Here is a 17,785-nt window from a genome sequence, read left to right on the forward strand (position 1 = left end):
CGCTACTCGCTGTAGCGGGTGGCGATGGCGGCTCGCACCATGCCGGTACTCATGAGGTACGTTACCAGGAAGTAGCCACCATAGGCTGCCAGGAAAATCGCACAGGTAAGACCCACCGTGCCGCCGATGCTCATGTTGCCAAACGTGCTCACCAGCTCGATGATCACCTTGAGCGCCACAAAGGAGTGCGCCAGACCCACTGCCAGCGGGAACAGGAAGAACACCGCTTGCTGCGCCATCACCGAATGGCGAATCTGGCGGTCGTCACAGCCGATCTGCGCCAGCACGCGATAGCTGCGGCTTCCGTCGGCCACATTGGAGAGCTGCTGGATCGACAGAATTGCCGCACATGCAACGACCAGTACAAAGCCAATATAGATGGCTAGATAGCTAATCATGCCGTTCATCTGCGCCGCCTGCGTATAGATCTCGGAGCGTGTCATGAAGACTCCCCACGACCCCGGCTCCTTGCCGTCAACGAGCAGATTGTCGAGCATGGTGTATTTAATGCTCTCGTCTGCCTTGGTCACATCCATCCCCTGCTTGTAGTTAACGAGCAGATTACTGGAATACGGCTGCAGGTTAAGCTGGGACAGCAGCTCGTCGGCTACGACCACGGTACCGGGATTGCTGCCGAGTGCCGAGTTGGCGATGGCAGCCGTGTCCTCGTCCGACTTATCGGTTGCGGGCTTGAGCGTATGTCCGCCCAAGGTGAGGGTATGGCCCCCAGCCATGTACTTGGTGTACAGGTCGCCCAACTCGCCGCCCATATCGCACGTAAGCAAGTACTGGTCGCGGCCAATGCTCACCGGCTCCTCGCCCATCATCTGGCGCAGTTTGTTGTACTGGCTCGCCGGCGTCACAAACAGGCCCATATCATCGGCATTGCTACCCTCGAGCGCCTTGGGGAGCTTTTCGCCCATGGCCTTGCACATCTCGCCCGCCGTCACCGAAGGATCCGAGCCGCCAAGCGTATAGCTCAGATACGAATCAATCTGCACATGCTCGCCGGCAACATCGGCGATATTGACCTTCTTTCCGGCCTCGTTGCCATTATCTGCCGACTTGCCCTTGATACTTTCCGCAACGTTATCGGGATCGATACGGTCACCGTGCCATGCAGAGTACAAATCGACCGTTGCGTCTGCCAGCACCATGCGATCGGCCTCGGAAGGATTGACATACTCCTTGTAGTAGTCGAGCCTATCGGGCATGTAATAGATATACGTCTGCGTCATATCCGCCGGCGTATAGCGCTCGAGGTTTTCGTTCATCACGTTGGCGATCGACATACCGCAGGTCACCGAGGTAATGGCCAGAAACAGGATCATCGCGATAACGCCCATCGAAAAGCACACCGTGTTGACCTTGGCCGCAAGCTGGCGCACGGTAAACATGTTGAGGCCGCGCCAATACACGCTGCGTAGGCTCTGCAGCAGCTTGATAAGCATGCCCGAGAGTCCCCAGAACAGGGCAAAGGTACCCACCGTAACCATGGCCGTGGTGATACCAAACTGGTTCATGGCCTCCTGCAGCTTACCCTCCGTCGCGGTGAGCGGGAACCCATCACGCAGCAGACGGTAATAGGCCACGCCCACCAGCACCATGCCCACAGCAAAGATGGCAATCGCGATCCAGGGATTGCGCGTCTTGATGCTCTCGTTGCGACGCTCGGCACCCATAAGCTCGATGAGCCTGGTGCGGCGCACCGCGCGAAGGTTCAGCAGCAGCGTGAGCACAAACATCACGAGCATGCAGGCAAGGGTCAGGTTGAACGCATGCACCGAGAAAAAGAAGTGGAAATTAGCGATCTGTGTCTTAAAGAGCGAGGCCGTAAAGAATGTCATGAGCTGGGAGAGCCCCACGCCCAGCACAATGCCGGCGACAAAGGCGCCGACCGAAACGATCACGGTCTCGAGCGCCATGATCGTGGCGACGCGCCCGCGGCGCATGCCGAGCACCTGGTACAGGCCGAACTCCTTTTTGCGGCGCTTCATGATGAAGTTGTTGGCATACACCATCAAAAAGGCCATGACGCCGGCCAAAAAGTACGTCAGGTAGCCGAGCATGCTGCCCATGAGCTCGGACAGTCCCTCCTCCTTGATGCCGGCAATGTCGACCTGCATCGAGACGGTATTGAAGGCATAGAAGACCGTGACACCCAGGGTGAGCGTCAGCAAGTAGACAAGGTAATCGCGGCCGGCGCGGCGGACGTTGCCCCAAGCGAGTTTACAGAGCATCGGAGCCCTCACCGCCCATCATGGCAACGACCTCCATAATGCGGTCGAAGAACTCTCGGCGGTCGGTGTCGCCGCGGCGCAGCTCGGTGAAGATCTTGCCGTCACGAATAAACAGCACACGGCTCGTGTAGCTGGCAGCAAAGCTGTCGTGCGTGACCATGAGCACCGTGGCGCGCAGGCGGCGGTTGAGGGCCTCTAGGCTCTCGAGCAGCAGGCGGGCGCTCTTGGAATCGAGGGCGCCGGTGGGCTCGTCGGCCATGATCATGGTGGGGTCGGTGACGAGCGCGCGAGCCGCGGCAACGCGCTGTTGCTGACCGCCGGACATCTGGTAGGGATACTTGTCGAGCACCTGACTGATAGACAGACGCGCGGCTACATCCTGCACGCGGGTCGAGATCTCTGCCGAGTTTGTGCGGGCGATGGTGAGCGGCAGGGCGATGTTCTCGCGCGCCGTGAGCGTATCGAGCAAGTTGGAGTCCTGGAAGATAAAGCCCAGCTCCTCGCGGCGGAACTGCGAAAGCTTGGCCTGCTTCATGCGCGTCACATCCTGGCCGTTGATGCGAATGGTGCCGCTCGTGGCGCTATCGATGGTCGACACGCAGTTGAGCAGCGTCGACTTACCCGAGCCCGAGGCGCCCATGATGCCAACAAATTCGCCGCGGTTGACGGTAAAGCTGACGTCGTTGAGCGCGCGGGTCACGTTGCCCAGCGCTCCATATACCTTTTCGAGATGCGCGACCTCCAGTACCGGGGTCGCCATGTGCGTGGTTTGCATACCGAGTCCTTTCTTGCGATTAGTCTACGGCATCTATAGTCGCAAGAAGCCGAGTCGGCTACCATCGATATGGCTTACGCTTGCCTTACCGTTGCGTAAGGTAAGCGTAGTCTGCCATGTGTTGATGTTGAGAGAGGGCTCCTGTTGAAGACTGTTCATGTTGCCGCTGGGATCATTCGCAAGGAAGGATCTGACGAGCTGCTTGCCGTGCAGCGCGGCTACGGCAACATGCAGGGACTATGGGAGTTCCCGGGCGGCAAACTTCTGCGCGGCGAGACACCCGAAGACGCCGTGCGCCGCGAGCTTATGGAAGAGCTACAGGTAAAAGTCACCAACCTGCGTGATTTCTACACCGTTGAGTATGACTACCCCGATTTTCATCTCTCCATGGAGTGTTACTACTGCTCGCTCGCCGATGAATCCGATGAGCCCCAGAAACACGACCGCCAGCTTGATATCCGCTGGATTCCACGCACCTCGCTTGCCACGGTGGAATGGATGCCCGCCGACAAGGGGCTCATTGATGCTCTGATTGAGTTAAAGGAAGATCGGCTTGAGGCAAGCTCCGCCGATGACGCCGCGCCCAACACAACCGACAAACCCGCCACCAAACCCAAGCGCGCACCTAAACGCCGCAGCAAAAAGCGTCCCAAGCCCGGTCTGCTCGACGGCATCGATACCTCGGACCTCTCCGCTGACGAGCGCGAACTGGTCCGCCGTCGCGCCGCCATCAAAAAGTCCATGAAGGGCAACAAGCGCGCCAACACCAAGCCCGAGCTGCTCGTACGTCAGCGCCTACGGGCCGCGGGCCTTACGGGCTATCGTTTGGAATGGAAGGTACCCGGCAAGCCCGACATCGCCTTCCCCGGCCGCAAGATCGCCATCTTCGTCAACGGTTGCTTTTGGCATCGCTGCCCTAAGTGCAATCCGAGCCAGCCCAAGCGCAACGTTGAGTTTTGGGAGGCAAAGTTCCGTCGCAACGTCGAGCGCGACCGTGCTGCTGTGGCAGCGCTCACTCAAATGGGCTGGACGCCCATAACCATCTGGGAATGCGAACTCAAAAAAGACCGCATCGACGCCACGATGGAAAAGGTCATCGAGCAGGTGCGCGCCACAGAGCCGCAGCGCTAACAGCGAGCATTCACACGCTACGCACGTCCGCGCCACATCCACGTCACAAACCTTAGAAAGCCCTTAAGCTCAAAACCTTTCAAGAGTGTTACTCGATACCTCTGACCTGCAGTTTCATCGTAACACCAAACCAGGTTAAGCCTTTCTTTAGCGCTTCTTTGCGGCAGCCGCGGCATAATGTAGCCAGCGCACGGGACCTAGCAGCAAACCCCGAGCGCATCCTTTTGGTGGATATCGAGGAGGCCGCAAAAGCATGCATTCTTCCAATGACGCAGCACAGCAGCCATCCCTAAAACATGCAAACCTTTTCTCCTTCCCCCCGACACAGAGAAACGGCCTCCTCGACTCCCCCACCACAAAAACCAAGCGCTCAGCCGATCAGAGCCTCAACTTACGAGCATCCTTCGAAAAGCTCCAAGCATCCCTAGACAAAGCGTTCCCCGAACAGGCAAGAGCAATCTAAGCCCATCGCGCTTTATACTGATGCCATGCGAAACATGGATCACATAGAATTGCACCGCGGAGGACGCGAGGAAGCGTTTCCCGAGACCGCCGAAGACTGGCCCTATATTGCCGAACGCGCAGAATTCGCTCGCTATCCGGGCAATTCCGTCCCCTGGCACTGGCATTCCGAAGTTGAGCTTTTCTACATGGAGCAGGGAGCGATTGACTATCGAACGCACGCGGCTCATGAGCACGTACGCTTTGAGGAAGGGTCCGCCGGCTTTATCAACGGCGGCGTTTTGCACAGCACGCTGCAATCACCCAATTCGGCGCCAGCCATTCAAATGCTGCATATCTTTCAGCCGTCGATGCTCGGCGATCCCGCGGGACGTCTCCAAAAGCGCTACATCAACCCATTGCTTCAATGTCGAGGCGTCGATGTGCTCAAATGGTCGCCCACCAATCCCGACGATATGCCCTTTATCGATTTGCTGAAGAGCTCCTTTAGCCACGACCTTCAACGGCCGCAGAACGAGATGGCGCTTCGAAATAGTTTGTCAGAGCTCTGGATTCAGATTAACGCCAAGGCCGAACCGCTCTTTTCTTCCGACGGCGCCTCTTGGATGACCAGCCGCGACGTACAGTTCAAGGCAATCCTGGACTTTATCCGCGCAAACTATGCAGCCGCTATAGATGTGCCCCAGATGGCATCTGCAGCCGGCGTAAGCGAAAGAGAGTGTTACCGCATTATCGAAACTTGTGCAGGAACGACCCCGGCGGCATATCTACGCGCATACCGCATAAACCGTGCTTGCGAACTTTTGGCACACACCACGCGAACGGTACAGACAGTCGCGCGCCAATGCGGATTTATAACAGCAAGCCATCTTGGCCAGGTATTTAAAGAACAAATGGGGTGCACTCCTTCGAGCTATCGAGCAGCGAGGCAGAATCTCGATAGCACCAGGCAGAAATCCCGCTAACCCTTCTTCTGTCACTGCATCAAACTTGCAGGCAAACAACAGAGAGGAGCAATCATATGAAGCACTTTGACCATATCGTATTTGACGTTGATGGGACATTGGCAGATACAGAAGAAAGCGTTCTGTCATCGCTTGTCCAGATTGTCCAAGAAGAGACCAGCAAAACGCTTCCCCGACACGAGCTTGACTTTGCCCTCGGCATACCCGGCAAGGATGCCCTTGAGAAACTTGGGATCTACTCGCAGGCAACGTTGGATCGCTGGTGCCAAGTTGCCGCCAGCTTTAAAAGCACCATCAGCGTGTTTCCAGGTTTGCTTGAAGTCATCGCAACACTCGCCGATAGCGGCTGCAAACTTGGCATCGTCTCCTCACGTGCGCGCGACGAATACGCAAAAGAAATTGCACCCCTTGGTTTCGATAAGTATTTTGAGCACATCATCCTTGTCGAAGACACAACCGAACATAAACCCGCACCCGCACCCATGCTCGAATATCTCCGACGTGCGGGCGCGAATCCTGGCAACGTCGTCTACGTTGGCGACACCGTCTACGACGAACAATGCGCAACTTCAGCAGGGGTCAGTTTTGCCCGAGCAGCATGGGGATCACACCAAGATATCCCAAACGCCACCTACAACCTCAAAACCCCCAACGACCTACTAACCCTAACAACCAAATAACCCACGCGTCCCACCCTTTCAGCCCCAACACCACAAGGGCGATTGAGCAGGACGGTTTGGGCGGGTCCCCGTACTTAGTTTCCAAAATCATTCCGCAGCGCGAAGGCTTCTTATTATTTTCAGACCTAACGCCACAAGGGCGACGACCTCGAGTAGGTCAACCTGGGAGGGACGAGGGCTTAGTTCTCCAATCTTTCCGCAGGGGGCAAAAAGCCTCGCCGCACGAAGTGCGCAGCGAGGCTTTTTGCATGCCCGAGGACGATTGGGGAACTAAGCCCTCATCCCTCCCCGGGATCTATTTTGAGTCGGAGTACCCTTGCTGTTACTCTGCTTTGCCCACAGAGTTGAGGTTGGTCATACGGATCTTAACCAGCTCGGTGATCTCACGCATGCCCTCCTTGGCCGGCTTCTTAGGATCGAAGCAGGCGGGGTTCTCGGCCATGTAGGCCATGAAGCCCTTGGTGTAGGCCTGACGCAGCTCGGTGGCGTAGTTAACCTTGCAGATGCCGTTCTTCACAGCCTCGGCAACCTGCTCATCGGGCACACCGGAAGTGCCGTGCAGAACCAGCGGCACGTCGACGGCGTCGCGGATGGCCTTGACCACCGACTGCTCGATGTGCGGATCGCTCGTGTACACGCCGTGGCTGGTACCAACGCCAATGGCCAGCGAGGTGCAGCCGGTGCGCTCGACGAACTCCTTGGCCTCGGCAGGATCGGTGTAGGGGCTCTCGCCCTCAACCGCAGGGCCGTCGTCCTCCTTGCCGCCAACCTTGCCGAGCTCGGCCTCGACGGGCACGCCCATGGCACGGCCAGCATCGGCGACGGACTTGGTCAGAGCGATGTTGTCCTCGAAGGACTCGTGCGAACCGTCGATCATGACGGAGGTGTAGCCCGTGCGGAAAGCCTGCATGCATCGGTCATAGCCATCGCCGTGATCGAGGTGCAGGGCAACGGGCACGGAAGCGCGCTCGGCGGCAGCCTTGACCATGCCGTAGAAGTAGTCCAGACCAGCGGTCTTGATGGTGCCCGGGGTGGTCTGCATGATGACGGGGGACTTGGTCTCCTCGGCAGCGGCCAGAACGGCCATAACAAACTCGAGGTTCTCGACGTTGAACGCGCCGACGGCGTAGTGGCCGGCCTGAGCGTCCTTGAGCATCTTTTCGGTGGTAACAAGTGCCATGAGCGTTTGCTCCTCTCCCTCGCCCGCATCTGGACATCGGGCGTACGTGTCCGCAAGGCGTTTTACCTTGCGTTTTGCTGCGCTCATTGTATGAAAATCGCATCTGTCGCATGTACGAGATATCGCCGGCACGCAGGCCAAAACGCTCGTTTTTGAAAAGCAAACGGAAGGGATTCAGGCTAAATTCCCCTATCCGACATTACCGTTTTCAAGCGAATCATCTTTCTTTTATAGAAAAGATAAGTAATCGAAAGGCGTTTACTTGCTCAAAAAGAAAATGAACGAAAATAGACTCAACACAATTCCTGCAAATTTAGGCTGAAGATGGAGCAGCTATGGCCCACGCAACAACCCGAGCTTTCGCCGATGAGCGACGCGCCGCCATCATGGAGATGCTTGAACATAACGCCTCGGTGCAAGTAGCAGAAATCGCCCAGACCTTTGGCGTGTCCTCCGTTACCGCCCGCGCCGACCTGGACGCGCTCGCCGAGTCCGGCAAGCTGCGCCGCACGCATGGTGGCGCCGTGTCGCTCCACAAACGCCTAACCGTCTCCACGCAGGATCGCCGCATCAACGTCAACGTTGCCGCCAAGCAAGCCATTGCCCAAAGCGCTATCAGGCTTGTTAACGACGGCGACACGGTGCTTGTCGACTCCGGCACCACGGCACTCGAGTTCGTTCGGCTCCTCGACCAGCGCGATGGCATCACCGTCATCACGGCCGACATTACCATTGCCGATTACATCGACGAGAGCATGCCCTCAGTCGATGTCGTCATGCTGGGCGGGGCACTGCGCAAAGGCCATCGCTATCTGTACGGCCCACTTACCATGCAGGCGCTCCAAATGGTCCACGCCGATCTTGCCGTCATGTGCCCTGGCGCTTTCGTTCCCGGCTGCGGCTTTACCACCGACTTTCCCCAGATGGCTGAGACCAAAACGGCCATGATTGGCGCCGCCCGCCAAAGCGTGGCCCTCATGGACGCCAGCAAGGTCAACGGACGGGGCATGTACCGCTTTGCCGAGCTGACCGACGTCAACGCCATCGTGATGGACCGTGACCCCGATCACGCCGTCGCCACCTCAATCGCCGAGATCGTCGACAACGCCCGCCCAAATCTCCTCATCGCCGGCGCTTAAACAAAAACCACCACAAAGGTTCACCGTCCCCTTTGTGGTGGTTTGAGCGTTAAACGTGAACGTATCGCTACTTGGAGAGCTCGTCAGCGAGGGCCTCGATCTGAGCGCGCGAGGCGTCGTTGAGCGAACCCAGGACGGTCACCTTGTTCTGCGTCAGGGTGATGTCCTTCATACCCTCGAGCTCCTTGGTCATAATCTTGGCAGCTGCGGGCGCCCAGGAGCCGCCCTCGACGAGCGCCACCGTACGGTTCTGGTAGGCATGCTCGGCAAGCGTATGGATAAAGGTGCTCATGAATGGGAAAATCTCGCCCTGATAGGTAATGGAAGCGAGTACCAGACGGTCATAGCGGAACGCGTCCTCAACGGCCTCGGCCATGTCGTCGCGAGCCAAGTCAAAGACGGAAACCTTCTGGCCGCGAGCCTCGAGCGCAGATGCAAGCTCCTCAACGGCAGCCTTCAGATGGCCGTAGACGCTCGCGTAGGCAATGGTGATGCCCTCGTCCTCGGGCTGATAGCTCGACCAAGTGTTGTAGGTGTCGAGGTAGTAGCCCAGGTTCTCGGTAAGCACAGGACCGTGGAGCGGGCAGATGACCTGGATGTCCAGGTCGGCGGCCTTCTTGAGCACGGCCTGCACAAACTTGCCGAACTTGCCCACGATGCCAAAGTAGTAACGGCGCGCCTCGCAGGCCCACCCTTCCGGGTCCTCGATGTCGTTGGCGCCAAACTTGCCAAAGCCGTCGGCACTAAAGAGCACCTTGTCGGTAGCCTCGTAGGAGAAGAGTACCTCGGGCCAGTGAACGTTGGGGGCGCCGACAAAGGTCAGGCTGTGGCCACCCAGATCAAGCACATCGCCCTCTTTGACAACCATCTTGCGCTCGGGGAAGTCGGTGCCAAAGTAGTTGACCATCATGCGGAAGGCGCCCATGCTTGCCACAATCTGCGCCTGGGGATAGCGCTCCATAAAGGCGGCGATGCCGGCGGAGTGATCGGGCTCCATGTGATGGATGACCAGGTAGTCGGGCGTGCGGCCGTCGAGTACGGTCTCGAGGTTGCCGAGCCACTCGTCGACAAATCCGCCATCGACCGAATCGGCGACAGCGATCTTCTCGCCCAAGATAACGTAGCTGTTGTATGCCATACCGTTCTCGGACACATCGTACTGGCCCTCGAACAGGTCGATGTCATGATCGTCAACGCCAATGTAGCGGATATCCTTGGTGATCTCCATCAGGCAAAGCCTCCTAGATAGACAAATGAACCCGTCTATCATAGCACTCGCCTTCATAGTCACGGCTATCTGCCGGCATCCTTACCGATTGTTATTGATATGCAACGCCAGGCCGTTGACCTGCGAAAACTATGCGCGCGGCGCTGCCGTGGTGTGTCGAACGATGAGCTGACCGGGAATACGAATGGCGACGGTTTTGTCCGATGCCCCCGCCTTGGGAACTGCGCGCTCGAACACCTCGCGCCCGCGCTGATGCAGATCGAATCGAACGGTCGTGAGCTCGTTATGTGCGACAAAGTCGTCGAGCGAGTCATCGACGCCCACCACGCTCACGTCCTCGGGCACGCGCAAGCCGCTATCGCGCAGCGCGGCAATGGCGCCGTTTGCCATCTGGTCGTTTGCCGCGTAAATCGCCGTCATGGTGCGGTCGTGCTCAGCCAAGTACCGAGCGGCCTCGTAGCCGCTGTTGGCAGACCAGTCGCCCTCGAGTGGTGCCTGCGGCTTAATGTGTTTACGCTCGAGTGCATCCTGCCAGCCGGCGCGGCGAAACTGCTCGTCAACCGAAAAGGACGGGCCGCCGATATAACGAATCTGCTCGTGCCCCAGCTCAAACAGGTGATCCATAAACAATAGCGAGCAGCCGTAATGGTCGGAATCGACCGTGGTCACGCGCGGATGCGCGTACATGGTAACGATGACCGTTCCAATGCCCGGCAACGGATCGAACGTCTCGAAATCGGGCGCCATGCGACTCATGCCGATGATGATACCGTCCACGGGCAGCGCGGCCATACGACGCGTGGCCTCGGCAAGCGAAAACTCCTCGGTCTTGGACATCTCGACCAGCGTGATGGCGCAATTATGCTCGCGAGCTGCGCTGGCGATGCCGTCGATCATTGAGAGGTTCCCAAACTTGGTGACATCGTTGACGCACAGCCCGACCGAATGGTAACGGCCGTCGCGCAGCGAACGACCGGCATAACTCGGACGAAAGCCAAGCTCTTGCATAGCGGCTTGCACGCGCTGGCGCGTCTGTTCGTTAACGTTGGGCAAGCCGTTGGCGACGCGCGAAACCGTCTGCTGCGAAACGCCAGCAGCGCGGGCGACGTCGGCCATGGAGACCGGACGCGAACTGGTATCGTTGGACGGGCGCCTTGCCACAGGATCACCTTCACCCTTGAGAGATCTGAATAGCGTGAATGCCGGCCCGGGCAGAAATACATCCCGCGCCGAGGCCCGCTATCGTCGGACGCATGTTAACGTACTCTACTTTTTCTATCTGCATCTCTTCTGCTTTATAAGTCCATACGGCAGTACCGTTCACGGCTGAATTTCTACCGATTACCAGATTCTCAAAAAGTGATAAGTGTTGTGTTATGAGTACGTTAACATAGCCCGTAACGTGCGGCATCGTAGATGCTGAGTTTATGCCGCTTCAAATTGTTAACGTACTCACTACGACGGAAAACTCGTCAGTATGCGCCAAGGAAAGGACCCTCATGACCACCCCCGACGAAAAGACACTCGCCACGCTCACCAAGCTGTTTGAGGAGGAGTTTGGCCCCATCGGCGATCGCCAGGTGCTCTATGTGCACGCGCCCGGCCGCTCCGAGATCAGCGGCAACCACACCGACCACGAGGGTGGCCACGTTATCGCCGGCTCGCTCGATGTCGCCGTTGACGGCATCGCCGTGGCAACCGATTCCAACAAGGTTCGCGTAGCCGACGAGGGCTATCCTACGTTTGAGATCACGCTCGACACGCTGGATGTCCAGGAGTCCGAGAAGGGCACGTCCGCAAGCCTCGTGCGCGGTATGGCCCACGAAATCGCTGCTCTGGGCGTTGAGCCCCAGGGCTTCGACTTTGCCTTTACCTGCTCCGTCCCCTCGGGCGGCGGCCTTTCCAGCTCTGCCGCCGTCGAGGCCGCGTACGGCCGTGCCATGGAGACGCTCTGGGGCGCGCCCGCCATTGAGCCCGTCACGCTCGCTCAGATGAGCCAGCGAACCGAGAACAACTACTACGGCAAGCCCTGCGGTCTTATGGACCAAGCCGCCGTGTGCCTGGGCGGCCTCGCCTACATGGACTTTGAGGACCAGGCTCAGCCTAAAACCCAGAAGCTCGAGCTCAACTTTGAGGATCACGGTTATGCGCTTGTGCTCGTTAAGGTTGGCGCCGACCATGTGGCAGCTACCGACGACTACGCCGCCGTTCCGCGCGAGATGCAGGACGTCGCCGCCGAGTTTGGCAAGGCACGCCTGTGCGAGGTCGACGTTGCCGACTTTGACGCTAAACTCCCCGAGCTGCGCGCCAAGCTGGGCGACCGCGCCTGCCTGCGCGCCGTTCACTACTGGTACGAGAACGGCCTGGCCGACAAGCGCTGGGCAGCGCTCAACGCCGGCGACATTAACCAGTTCCTGGTCCTGACGCGCGAGTCCGGCGCCAGCTCTGCCATGTACCTGCAGAATGTCGTTGCCAAGCTGGGATCTGAACAGCCTTCCATGTATGCCTTGGCGCTGGCCGAGCACGTGCTCGACGGCCGCGGCGCCGTTCGCATTCACGGTGGCGGCTTTGGTGGCACCATCCAGGCCTTCGTGCCGCTCGATCTGGTCGACACCTTCATTGCCAAGATGAACGGCTGGCTGGGCGAGGGCTCTGCCCGTCACTACGCCATCTCTGACAAGGGGGCTTACGCGGCATGGCTGTAATGACTGACGTGCGAGAGGCCGCGCAGAACCTGATCGAGTACGCCATCCACCGATCGATGATCGGCCAGGACGACCGGATCTGGGCATACAACACCATTTTGGAGTGCATCGGCGCCACGGGCCCCGCACTCGACATGGCTTGGGCACTCAAGACCGAGAAGATTTCGCTCTTGCACCCCGATACACTCCCCGACTTTGACCTGGAGGGCACGCTTGCCGCGCTTTCCGAGGCCGCCGTTACCAACGGTGCCGCCGAGGACACGGCGTCAGGCCGCGACCGCATCGCCATGCGCATCATGGGTGCGCTCATGCCGAGGCCTTCGGTTGTAAACGAGGAGTTCAACGGACGTATGGGCGTCAACGAGCCCCGCGCCGCAACCGACTGGTTCTACGGCCTGTGCTGCGACGCCGGCTACGTGCGCCGTGCCGCCATCGCGCGCAACATCAAATGGAGCACCCCCACCAACTGGGGCGATCTTGAGATCACCATCAACCTCTCCAAGCCTGAGAAGGACCCACGCGATATCGCCGCGGCTGGTGCCGCAAAGAACACGGGCGAGAAGTATCCCGCCTGCCAGCTCTGCATCGAAAACGAGGGCTATCCCGGACGCTCCGCCGCAGCCGACGGCGGCGCTCACCCCGCTCGCCAGAACCTGCGCATTATCCCCATCCAGCTCAACGGCGAGCGCTGGGGTTTCCAGTACAGCCCGTACGCGTACTTTAACGAGCATTGCATTGCCATGAGCTCCGAGCATCGTCCGATGCACGTCGACCGCAAGGGCCTGACCTGCCTGCTCGACTTTGTGGACCTGTTCCCGCATTACTTCATCGGCTCCAACGCCGACCTGCCTATCGTGGGCGGCTCGATTCTGTCGCACGACCACTTCCAGGGCGGCGCGCACGAGTTCCCCATGATGCATGCCGCCGAGGTCTCGCAGTTTAGCGTGCCCGGTTTTGACCAGGTCACCGGCACTGTGCTGCAGTGGCCGCTCTCGGTGCTGCGCCTGCGCTCGCATGACCGCGCTCAGCTGCTCGACGCTGCCGAGAAGATTATCCTCGCCTGGCGCGAGTGGACCGATGAGTCGGCGGGTGTCATCGCGCACACAGCCGACGGCGTAGCGCACAACACCGTGACGCCCGTTATTCGTCGCGTCGACTCCCGCGGCAATGCAGGCGGCGAGATCTACGAGGCCTACCTGGCGCTTCGCTGCAACATCACGACCGACGAGCATCCGCTGGGCGTGTTCCATCCGCATGCTGAGTATCACCATATTAAGAAGGAGAACATCGGCCTGATCGAGGTCATGGGCCTGGCCATTTTGCCGCCGCGCTTGGTTTCCGAGCTCGGCGCCGTCCGCGAGCACCTGCTGGCGGCCAAGGCCGATGCCAACTACGACCTTGTCGGCGCGCTCGAGGGCGACGATCTTTGCCGTAGCCACGCCGCATGGGCCGAAGATATCTACGCCCGCCGCGCCGACGAGCTTGCGGCAGATAACGCCATCGATATCCTGCACGAGGAGGTTGGCGTGGTGTTTGGTCACGTGCTCGACAACGCCGGCGTCTTTAAGTGGAACGAAGCCGGCCGCGCCGCCCAGCAGCGCTTTATCGACTCACTGTAATGATCCCCTGGGGACGAAGGAAAACGGATCATTTCGTCTTCAAGACAACGGCGCCCGCCGGCAACATCGCCGACGGGCGCCGTTTTTGAGTGTAGTCATTAGGGACGCTCTTTAGTCATTGGGGACGCTCTTAAACGACCAGTCATTAAAGAGCGTCCCCAATAATTACGTCGATGTTTTGGCAACGACAGCGAAAACCCGCCAGAGCGAGCAAGGTGCCTTGAAACGAGGCGGCATTGATCTTTTGATCATGCCGTCGAAGTTGAAAGGCAGATTGCCGCTCTGGCGGGTTTGCAGCGTCGGCTGGTTACGGTGTTTGGTAAAACGCCGTAACTCTACAGTTCAGTCACGACAACGTTGTTGTAGATCTCGTCCCAGCGGTCCATGACCAGGTGGCCGGTCTTGGGATCCATGGCGTTAAGCTTGCCGCAGGTATTGGCGGTCTTGAGCACCGTGACATCGTCGGCACCAGCAGCAATGGCATGCGCAAAGCCGGCGATGGTCGAGTCGCCGGAACCCGTCGCGTTCACAGCCGCAATCGCGGGCGTCTTGGCGCGGAACGCGCGGTCCTCATGGAAGCCCACCGAACCGGCAGCCCCCATCGAAACGACAACCCAGGGGATACCGGCAAAGCGGTCATCGGCGGCAAGCGCCTCGCGCAGGGCATCGACATCATCAGTCGTAAAGGACGTACCCAGCAGGCCGTTAATCTCGGTCAGGTTGGGCTTTACGAGCTCAGGCTTAGCGTCAGACTCCAGCGCGGCCTCCAGCGATGCACCCGAGGTGTCGAGCAGCACCTTGGCGCCCGCCTCCTCGGCGATCTTGACGAGCTCGGCATAGTAGCCGGCATCGACGCCACGCGGCAGCGAGCCCGAAAGCGTCACAACGTCCGCCTTCGCTGCAAGCTCGGCGAACTTGGCCGTAAAGGCATCGAGCTCGGCGGGAGCAATCTGCGGGCCGCTCTCCAGCAGCTCGGTCTGATTGCCCTCGTGCAGGATATTCAGGCAAATGCGCGTCTCACCGGCGATGGGCACAAAGTCGTTCTTGACGCCGTCGGCATCCATAAGCTCGGCCATATAGGCACCCATGTGGCCGCCGAGCAGACCGGTCGCGAGCACATCGTCGCCCAACTGCAGCAGCACGCGGCTCACGTTGAGGCCCTTGCCGCCAGCGGTCTTTTCGGGCGTCACGCGGTTCACGTCGTCGATAATCAGCTTGTCGAGTTGATAGCGCGTATCGATCGACGGGTTCATGGTAACGGTCAGAATCATGTTGAACTCCTGTTTCCGGGGCACGACACGCGCAGCCCCAAACATACGATAGCTCGTTAAAGGATCTCGATCTCAAAACCGCGAGTGACGGTCTCCCCCGGCTTGGCAACCAGGCAGCCACGCTTGTGCTCCAGAATATCGTCCTCGTCGGAGCAGGTGGACAGGCCGCCCCACGGTTCCACGGCCACAAAGTCGCCCTCGGGCTTGCTCCACACAATCAGGTATGGCATATCAGGGAACGTCAGGCGCACGCCCTTGTCCTCGGTTTTCTTGGTCAGCGTAACCACGCGACTGTCGAGCACGTCAAAGATGGTCTCCGCGAAGTCGAAGAGTTCGTGGGTCAGCGGCAGGTTCTGACCGATCATGGGGTTCTTGCTGCGATGCTCGACATCAATCAGGCCCGTCGAGGGAACGGCAGTACAGAGCTCGGCGGCCTCACGCTGATCAAAACGAAGCTCATAGTCGTCATAGGACTCGTCCTCGTCGAGCGGGCACTTAAAGCCGGGGTGGCCACCCACAAAAAACGGCATGTCCTCGGTGCCCTCATTGGTCACCTCGTACGACACGGCCACCTTTTCCGAATCGATCGTGTAACGAGCAACAATCTTAAACGGATACGGATACTGCTCGAGCAGCTCGGCGTGGTCGGCAGAGCTTAGGCTCAGCGCAACCATGTTGTCACCCTGCTCCTCGAGCTTCCACTCCTGCTTGCGGGCAAAGCCGTGGCGGGCAAGCTTGACCTCGCGGCCGCCCATGGTCATCGCGCGACCGTTACGAAGGCCGCCGCAAATCGGAAAGCAAATGGGCGCCTGGCCCGACCAGACCGAAGGATCGCCCTGCCACAGGTACTCGCGACCGTTGGCTTTAATCGAAGTGAACGATCCGCCAGCCGTGCTCAGTGTCACACGAACAGAACCGTTATCAAGAACAAACTCCATAGGAGCCTTCCCTTTCGTACGCCAGCCCGCCGAGTCAATAGGGCTGATAGAAAACCGGCCCGCGCCCCCTCACAGAAACGCGAGCCGTCAATTGAAAAGCTACAGAATGCCGGGTACCGCCAAAACGAAGCACTCAAGCCAAGCAAGCAAACGTGTTATCGGAGCAGCTTGCTGAACCAAAAGGCTTCGCAACAACAGCGGTAACCCCACAGGCCACTCAGACATCAGCGAGAAGCCAGCTGGCGAGGCAAGGTGCCGTGAAGCGAGACGGCATTGACCTTCTGGTCATGCCGTCGAAGCTGAGCGGCAGATTGCCCGCCAGATGGCTTCGCAGCGTCGGCCGGTCCGGCGTTTGTTAAAACGCCGGAACCCCCTTAGTCGTGGTATTCGCCGCGGTCCCACTTCTCGAGGAACTCGTCAAAGAAATGCGGGTCAGACTGAGCCTCGGCGTCGGCCTTATTGCAGGCATCGATCTTGGCGATCAGGGCATCGTGCTCGGGGGTCTTCTCGTAGGGCTCCTCCAGGAAGGCAAGCATGATATCGGCCATCAGGAACTCGCCGGTGATCTTGCCGCCAAAGCCCACGATGTTGGCGTTGAGCTCGCGACGGGCATACAGGGCAGAGGTCATGTCGCGAACCAGCGCGCAGCGGGCGCCGGGAACCTTGTTGACGGCGTTGGTGATGCCGATGCCGGTGCCGCACAGGGCCACGCCAAAGTCGGCCTTGCCGCTGGCAACAGCCTCGCCCACGGCCTTACCGTAGATGGGATAGTGCGTACGGGTGTGGCTGTAGGTGCCGCAGTCGAGCACCTTGTAGCCAGCCTGCTCCAGGCGGTCGGCCAGATAGATCTTCTCGTCCGTAACGATATGGTCGCAACCGATTGCGATGGTCTTCTTCATCAGAACGTCCTTTCGTCTGAATTCACAAGTTGAGGTAGAAGTTCGAGTTCTCGGTGGTTCTCGTTAGGCCATCTTGTTGAGCATGTCGACACGGATCTGGTGACGGCCGCCGGCGTACTGTGCGCGCAGGAACTCGCGGGCGATCTTCTTGGCGACCTCGGTGCCCACAACGCCCGGGCCCATGGTGACCATGCGCGAGCCGTTGTGCTCGCGGGTCATGTAAGCGGAACGTTCGTCGGAAATGTTGGCGACGACCATGCCCTTGATCTTGACGGCGGCCATATAGGAGCCGACGCCATACTTATCGAATGCGAAGCCCTGGGAATCCTTGTGCTCCAGCAGGTCCTTGGCAACGGCGGTCGCGGAATCGACAAAGTCCGCGGCAGGGGTCTCGGAATAGTCGACGACCTCGTGACCGTCGGCGATGAGCATCTCCTTGATGGACTCCTTCATCGACATACCGTCGGCATCGGAAGCGATTACAACCCTCATGACATCCTCCTTGAGAGATACGCAGGTGCGTAGTTTCTGTTTGGAAGTGTTGAATCGCGTT

General features: G+C 59.2%; 15 protein-coding genes. 6 read left to right on the top strand and 9 right to left on the bottom strand.

From position 1 onward, the window contains the following. Window positions 1-2: 2 nt before the first annotated feature. Together DW943_RS08345 and DW943_RS08350 are read right to left on the bottom strand one after the other, a co-directional pair. On the bottom strand, window positions 3-2,240 hold the full coding sequence (locus DW943_RS08345) for an ABC transporter permease (protein ID WP_117862743.1): 2,238 nt from the start codon (window positions 2,238-2,240) through the stop codon (window positions 3-5). Next, window positions 2,230-3,015 (bottom strand): ABC transporter ATP-binding protein, encoded by a 786-nt coding sequence (locus DW943_RS08350; protein WP_006234847.1) that lies wholly within the window; start codon window positions 3,013-3,015, stop codon window positions 2,230-2,232. The genes DW943_RS08345 and DW943_RS08350 overlap by 11 nt, the downstream gene beginning before the upstream one ends. A 144-nt stretch (window positions 3,016-3,159) precedes the next feature. Between DW943_RS08350 and vsr the strand changes: the two genes are divergently transcribed. The 3 genes from vsr to DW943_RS08370 all read left to right on the top strand — a co-directional run bounded on the left by vsr (window position 3,160) and on the right by DW943_RS08370 (window position 6,253). Further along, window positions 3,160-4,146 carry a DNA mismatch endonuclease Vsr gene (gene vsr, locus DW943_RS10700; protein WP_233514497.1) on the top strand — a complete coding sequence of 329 codons (987 nt, stop codon included), beginning with the start codon at window positions 3,160-3,162 and terminating at the stop codon, window positions 4,144-4,146. 497 nt (window positions 4,147-4,643) lie between these two features. Next, window positions 4,644-5,573, top strand: coding sequence for an AraC family transcriptional regulator (locus tag DW943_RS08365; protein WP_158549316.1), 930 nt, complete (start codon window positions 4,644-4,646; stop codon window positions 5,571-5,573). 56 nt (window positions 5,574-5,629) lie between these two features. Next, on the top strand, window positions 5,630-6,253 hold the full coding sequence (locus DW943_RS08370) for an HAD family hydrolase (RefSeq protein ID WP_089572377.1): 624 nt from the start codon (window positions 5,630-5,632) through the stop codon (window positions 6,251-6,253). 322 nt (window positions 6,254-6,575) lie between these two features. Here DW943_RS08370 and DW943_RS08375 read toward each other — a convergent pair whose 3' ends face one another. After that, window positions 6,576-7,433, bottom strand: coding sequence for a class II fructose-bisphosphate aldolase (locus tag DW943_RS08375; protein ID WP_022095149.1), 858 nt, complete (start codon window positions 7,431-7,433; stop codon window positions 6,576-6,578). 335 nt (window positions 7,434-7,768) lie between these two features. Here DW943_RS08375 and DW943_RS08380 point away from each other — a divergent pair, with 335 nt between their 5' ends. Continuing rightward, window positions 7,769-8,572 (top strand): DeoR/GlpR family DNA-binding transcription regulator, encoded by an 804-nt coding sequence (locus tag DW943_RS08380; RefSeq protein ID WP_117648453.1) that lies wholly within the window; start codon window positions 7,769-7,771, stop codon window positions 8,570-8,572. Between the two features lie 67 nt (window positions 8,573-8,639). Here DW943_RS08380 and DW943_RS08385 read toward each other — a convergent pair whose 3' ends face one another. Together DW943_RS08385 and DW943_RS08390 are read right to left on the bottom strand one after the other, a co-directional pair. After that, entirely contained in the window at window positions 8,640-9,800 is a 1,161-nt protein-coding gene (locus DW943_RS08385; protein WP_233543633.1) for an FprA family A-type flavoprotein, read from the bottom strand. Between the two features lie 129 nt (window positions 9,801-9,929). Then, window positions 9,930-10,916 (bottom strand): LacI family DNA-binding transcriptional regulator, encoded by a 987-nt coding sequence (locus DW943_RS08390; protein ID WP_117862765.1) that lies wholly within the window; start codon window positions 10,914-10,916, stop codon window positions 9,930-9,932. 383 nt (window positions 10,917-11,299) lie between these two features. Here DW943_RS08390 and DW943_RS08395 point away from each other — a divergent pair, with 383 nt between their 5' ends. Together DW943_RS08395 and DW943_RS08400 are read left to right on the top strand one after the other, a co-directional pair. Beyond that, window positions 11,300-12,505: a galactokinase family protein gene (locus DW943_RS08395; RefSeq protein ID WP_117862745.1), complete on the top strand. Its 1,206-nt coding sequence runs from the start codon at window positions 11,300-11,302 to the stop codon at window positions 12,503-12,505. Continuing rightward, window positions 12,496-14,124: a UDP-glucose--hexose-1-phosphate uridylyltransferase gene (locus DW943_RS08400; RefSeq protein WP_233543634.1), complete on the top strand. Its 1,629-nt coding sequence runs from the start codon at window positions 12,496-12,498 to the stop codon at window positions 14,122-14,124. Before DW943_RS08395 ends, DW943_RS08400 begins: the two co-directional genes overlap by 10 nt. A 335-nt stretch (window positions 14,125-14,459) precedes the next feature. Here DW943_RS08400 and DW943_RS08405 read toward each other — a convergent pair whose 3' ends face one another. From DW943_RS08405 to lacA, 4 genes are all read right to left on the bottom strand, one after another. After that, a complete protein-coding gene (locus DW943_RS08405; RefSeq protein ID WP_117862747.1) occupies window positions 14,460-15,395 on the bottom strand; it encodes a hexose kinase in 936 nt (311 codons plus the stop codon). Between the two features lie 56 nt (window positions 15,396-15,451). Continuing rightward, complete coding sequence (locus DW943_RS08410) at window positions 15,452-16,333, bottom strand: aldose 1-epimerase family protein (protein WP_117862748.1); 882 nt, start codon at window positions 16,331-16,333, stop codon at window positions 15,452-15,454. Window positions 16,334-16,707: 374 nt separating this feature from the next. After that, entirely contained in the window at window positions 16,708-17,232 is a 525-nt protein-coding gene (gene lacB / locus DW943_RS08415) for a galactose-6-phosphate isomerase subunit LacB (protein ID WP_117862749.1), read from the bottom strand. A gap of 63 nt (window positions 17,233-17,295) precedes the next feature. Continuing rightward, on the bottom strand, window positions 17,296-17,724 hold the full coding sequence (lacA, locus tag DW943_RS08420; protein WP_006234830.1) for a galactose-6-phosphate isomerase subunit LacA: 429 nt from the start codon (window positions 17,722-17,724) through the stop codon (window positions 17,296-17,298). Window positions 17,725-17,785: the final 61 nt, after the last annotated feature.

Source organism: Collinsella sp. AM44-11, assembly GCF_003467145.1.
Lineage (GTDB): Bacteria > Actinomycetota > Coriobacteriia > Coriobacteriales > Coriobacteriaceae > Collinsella.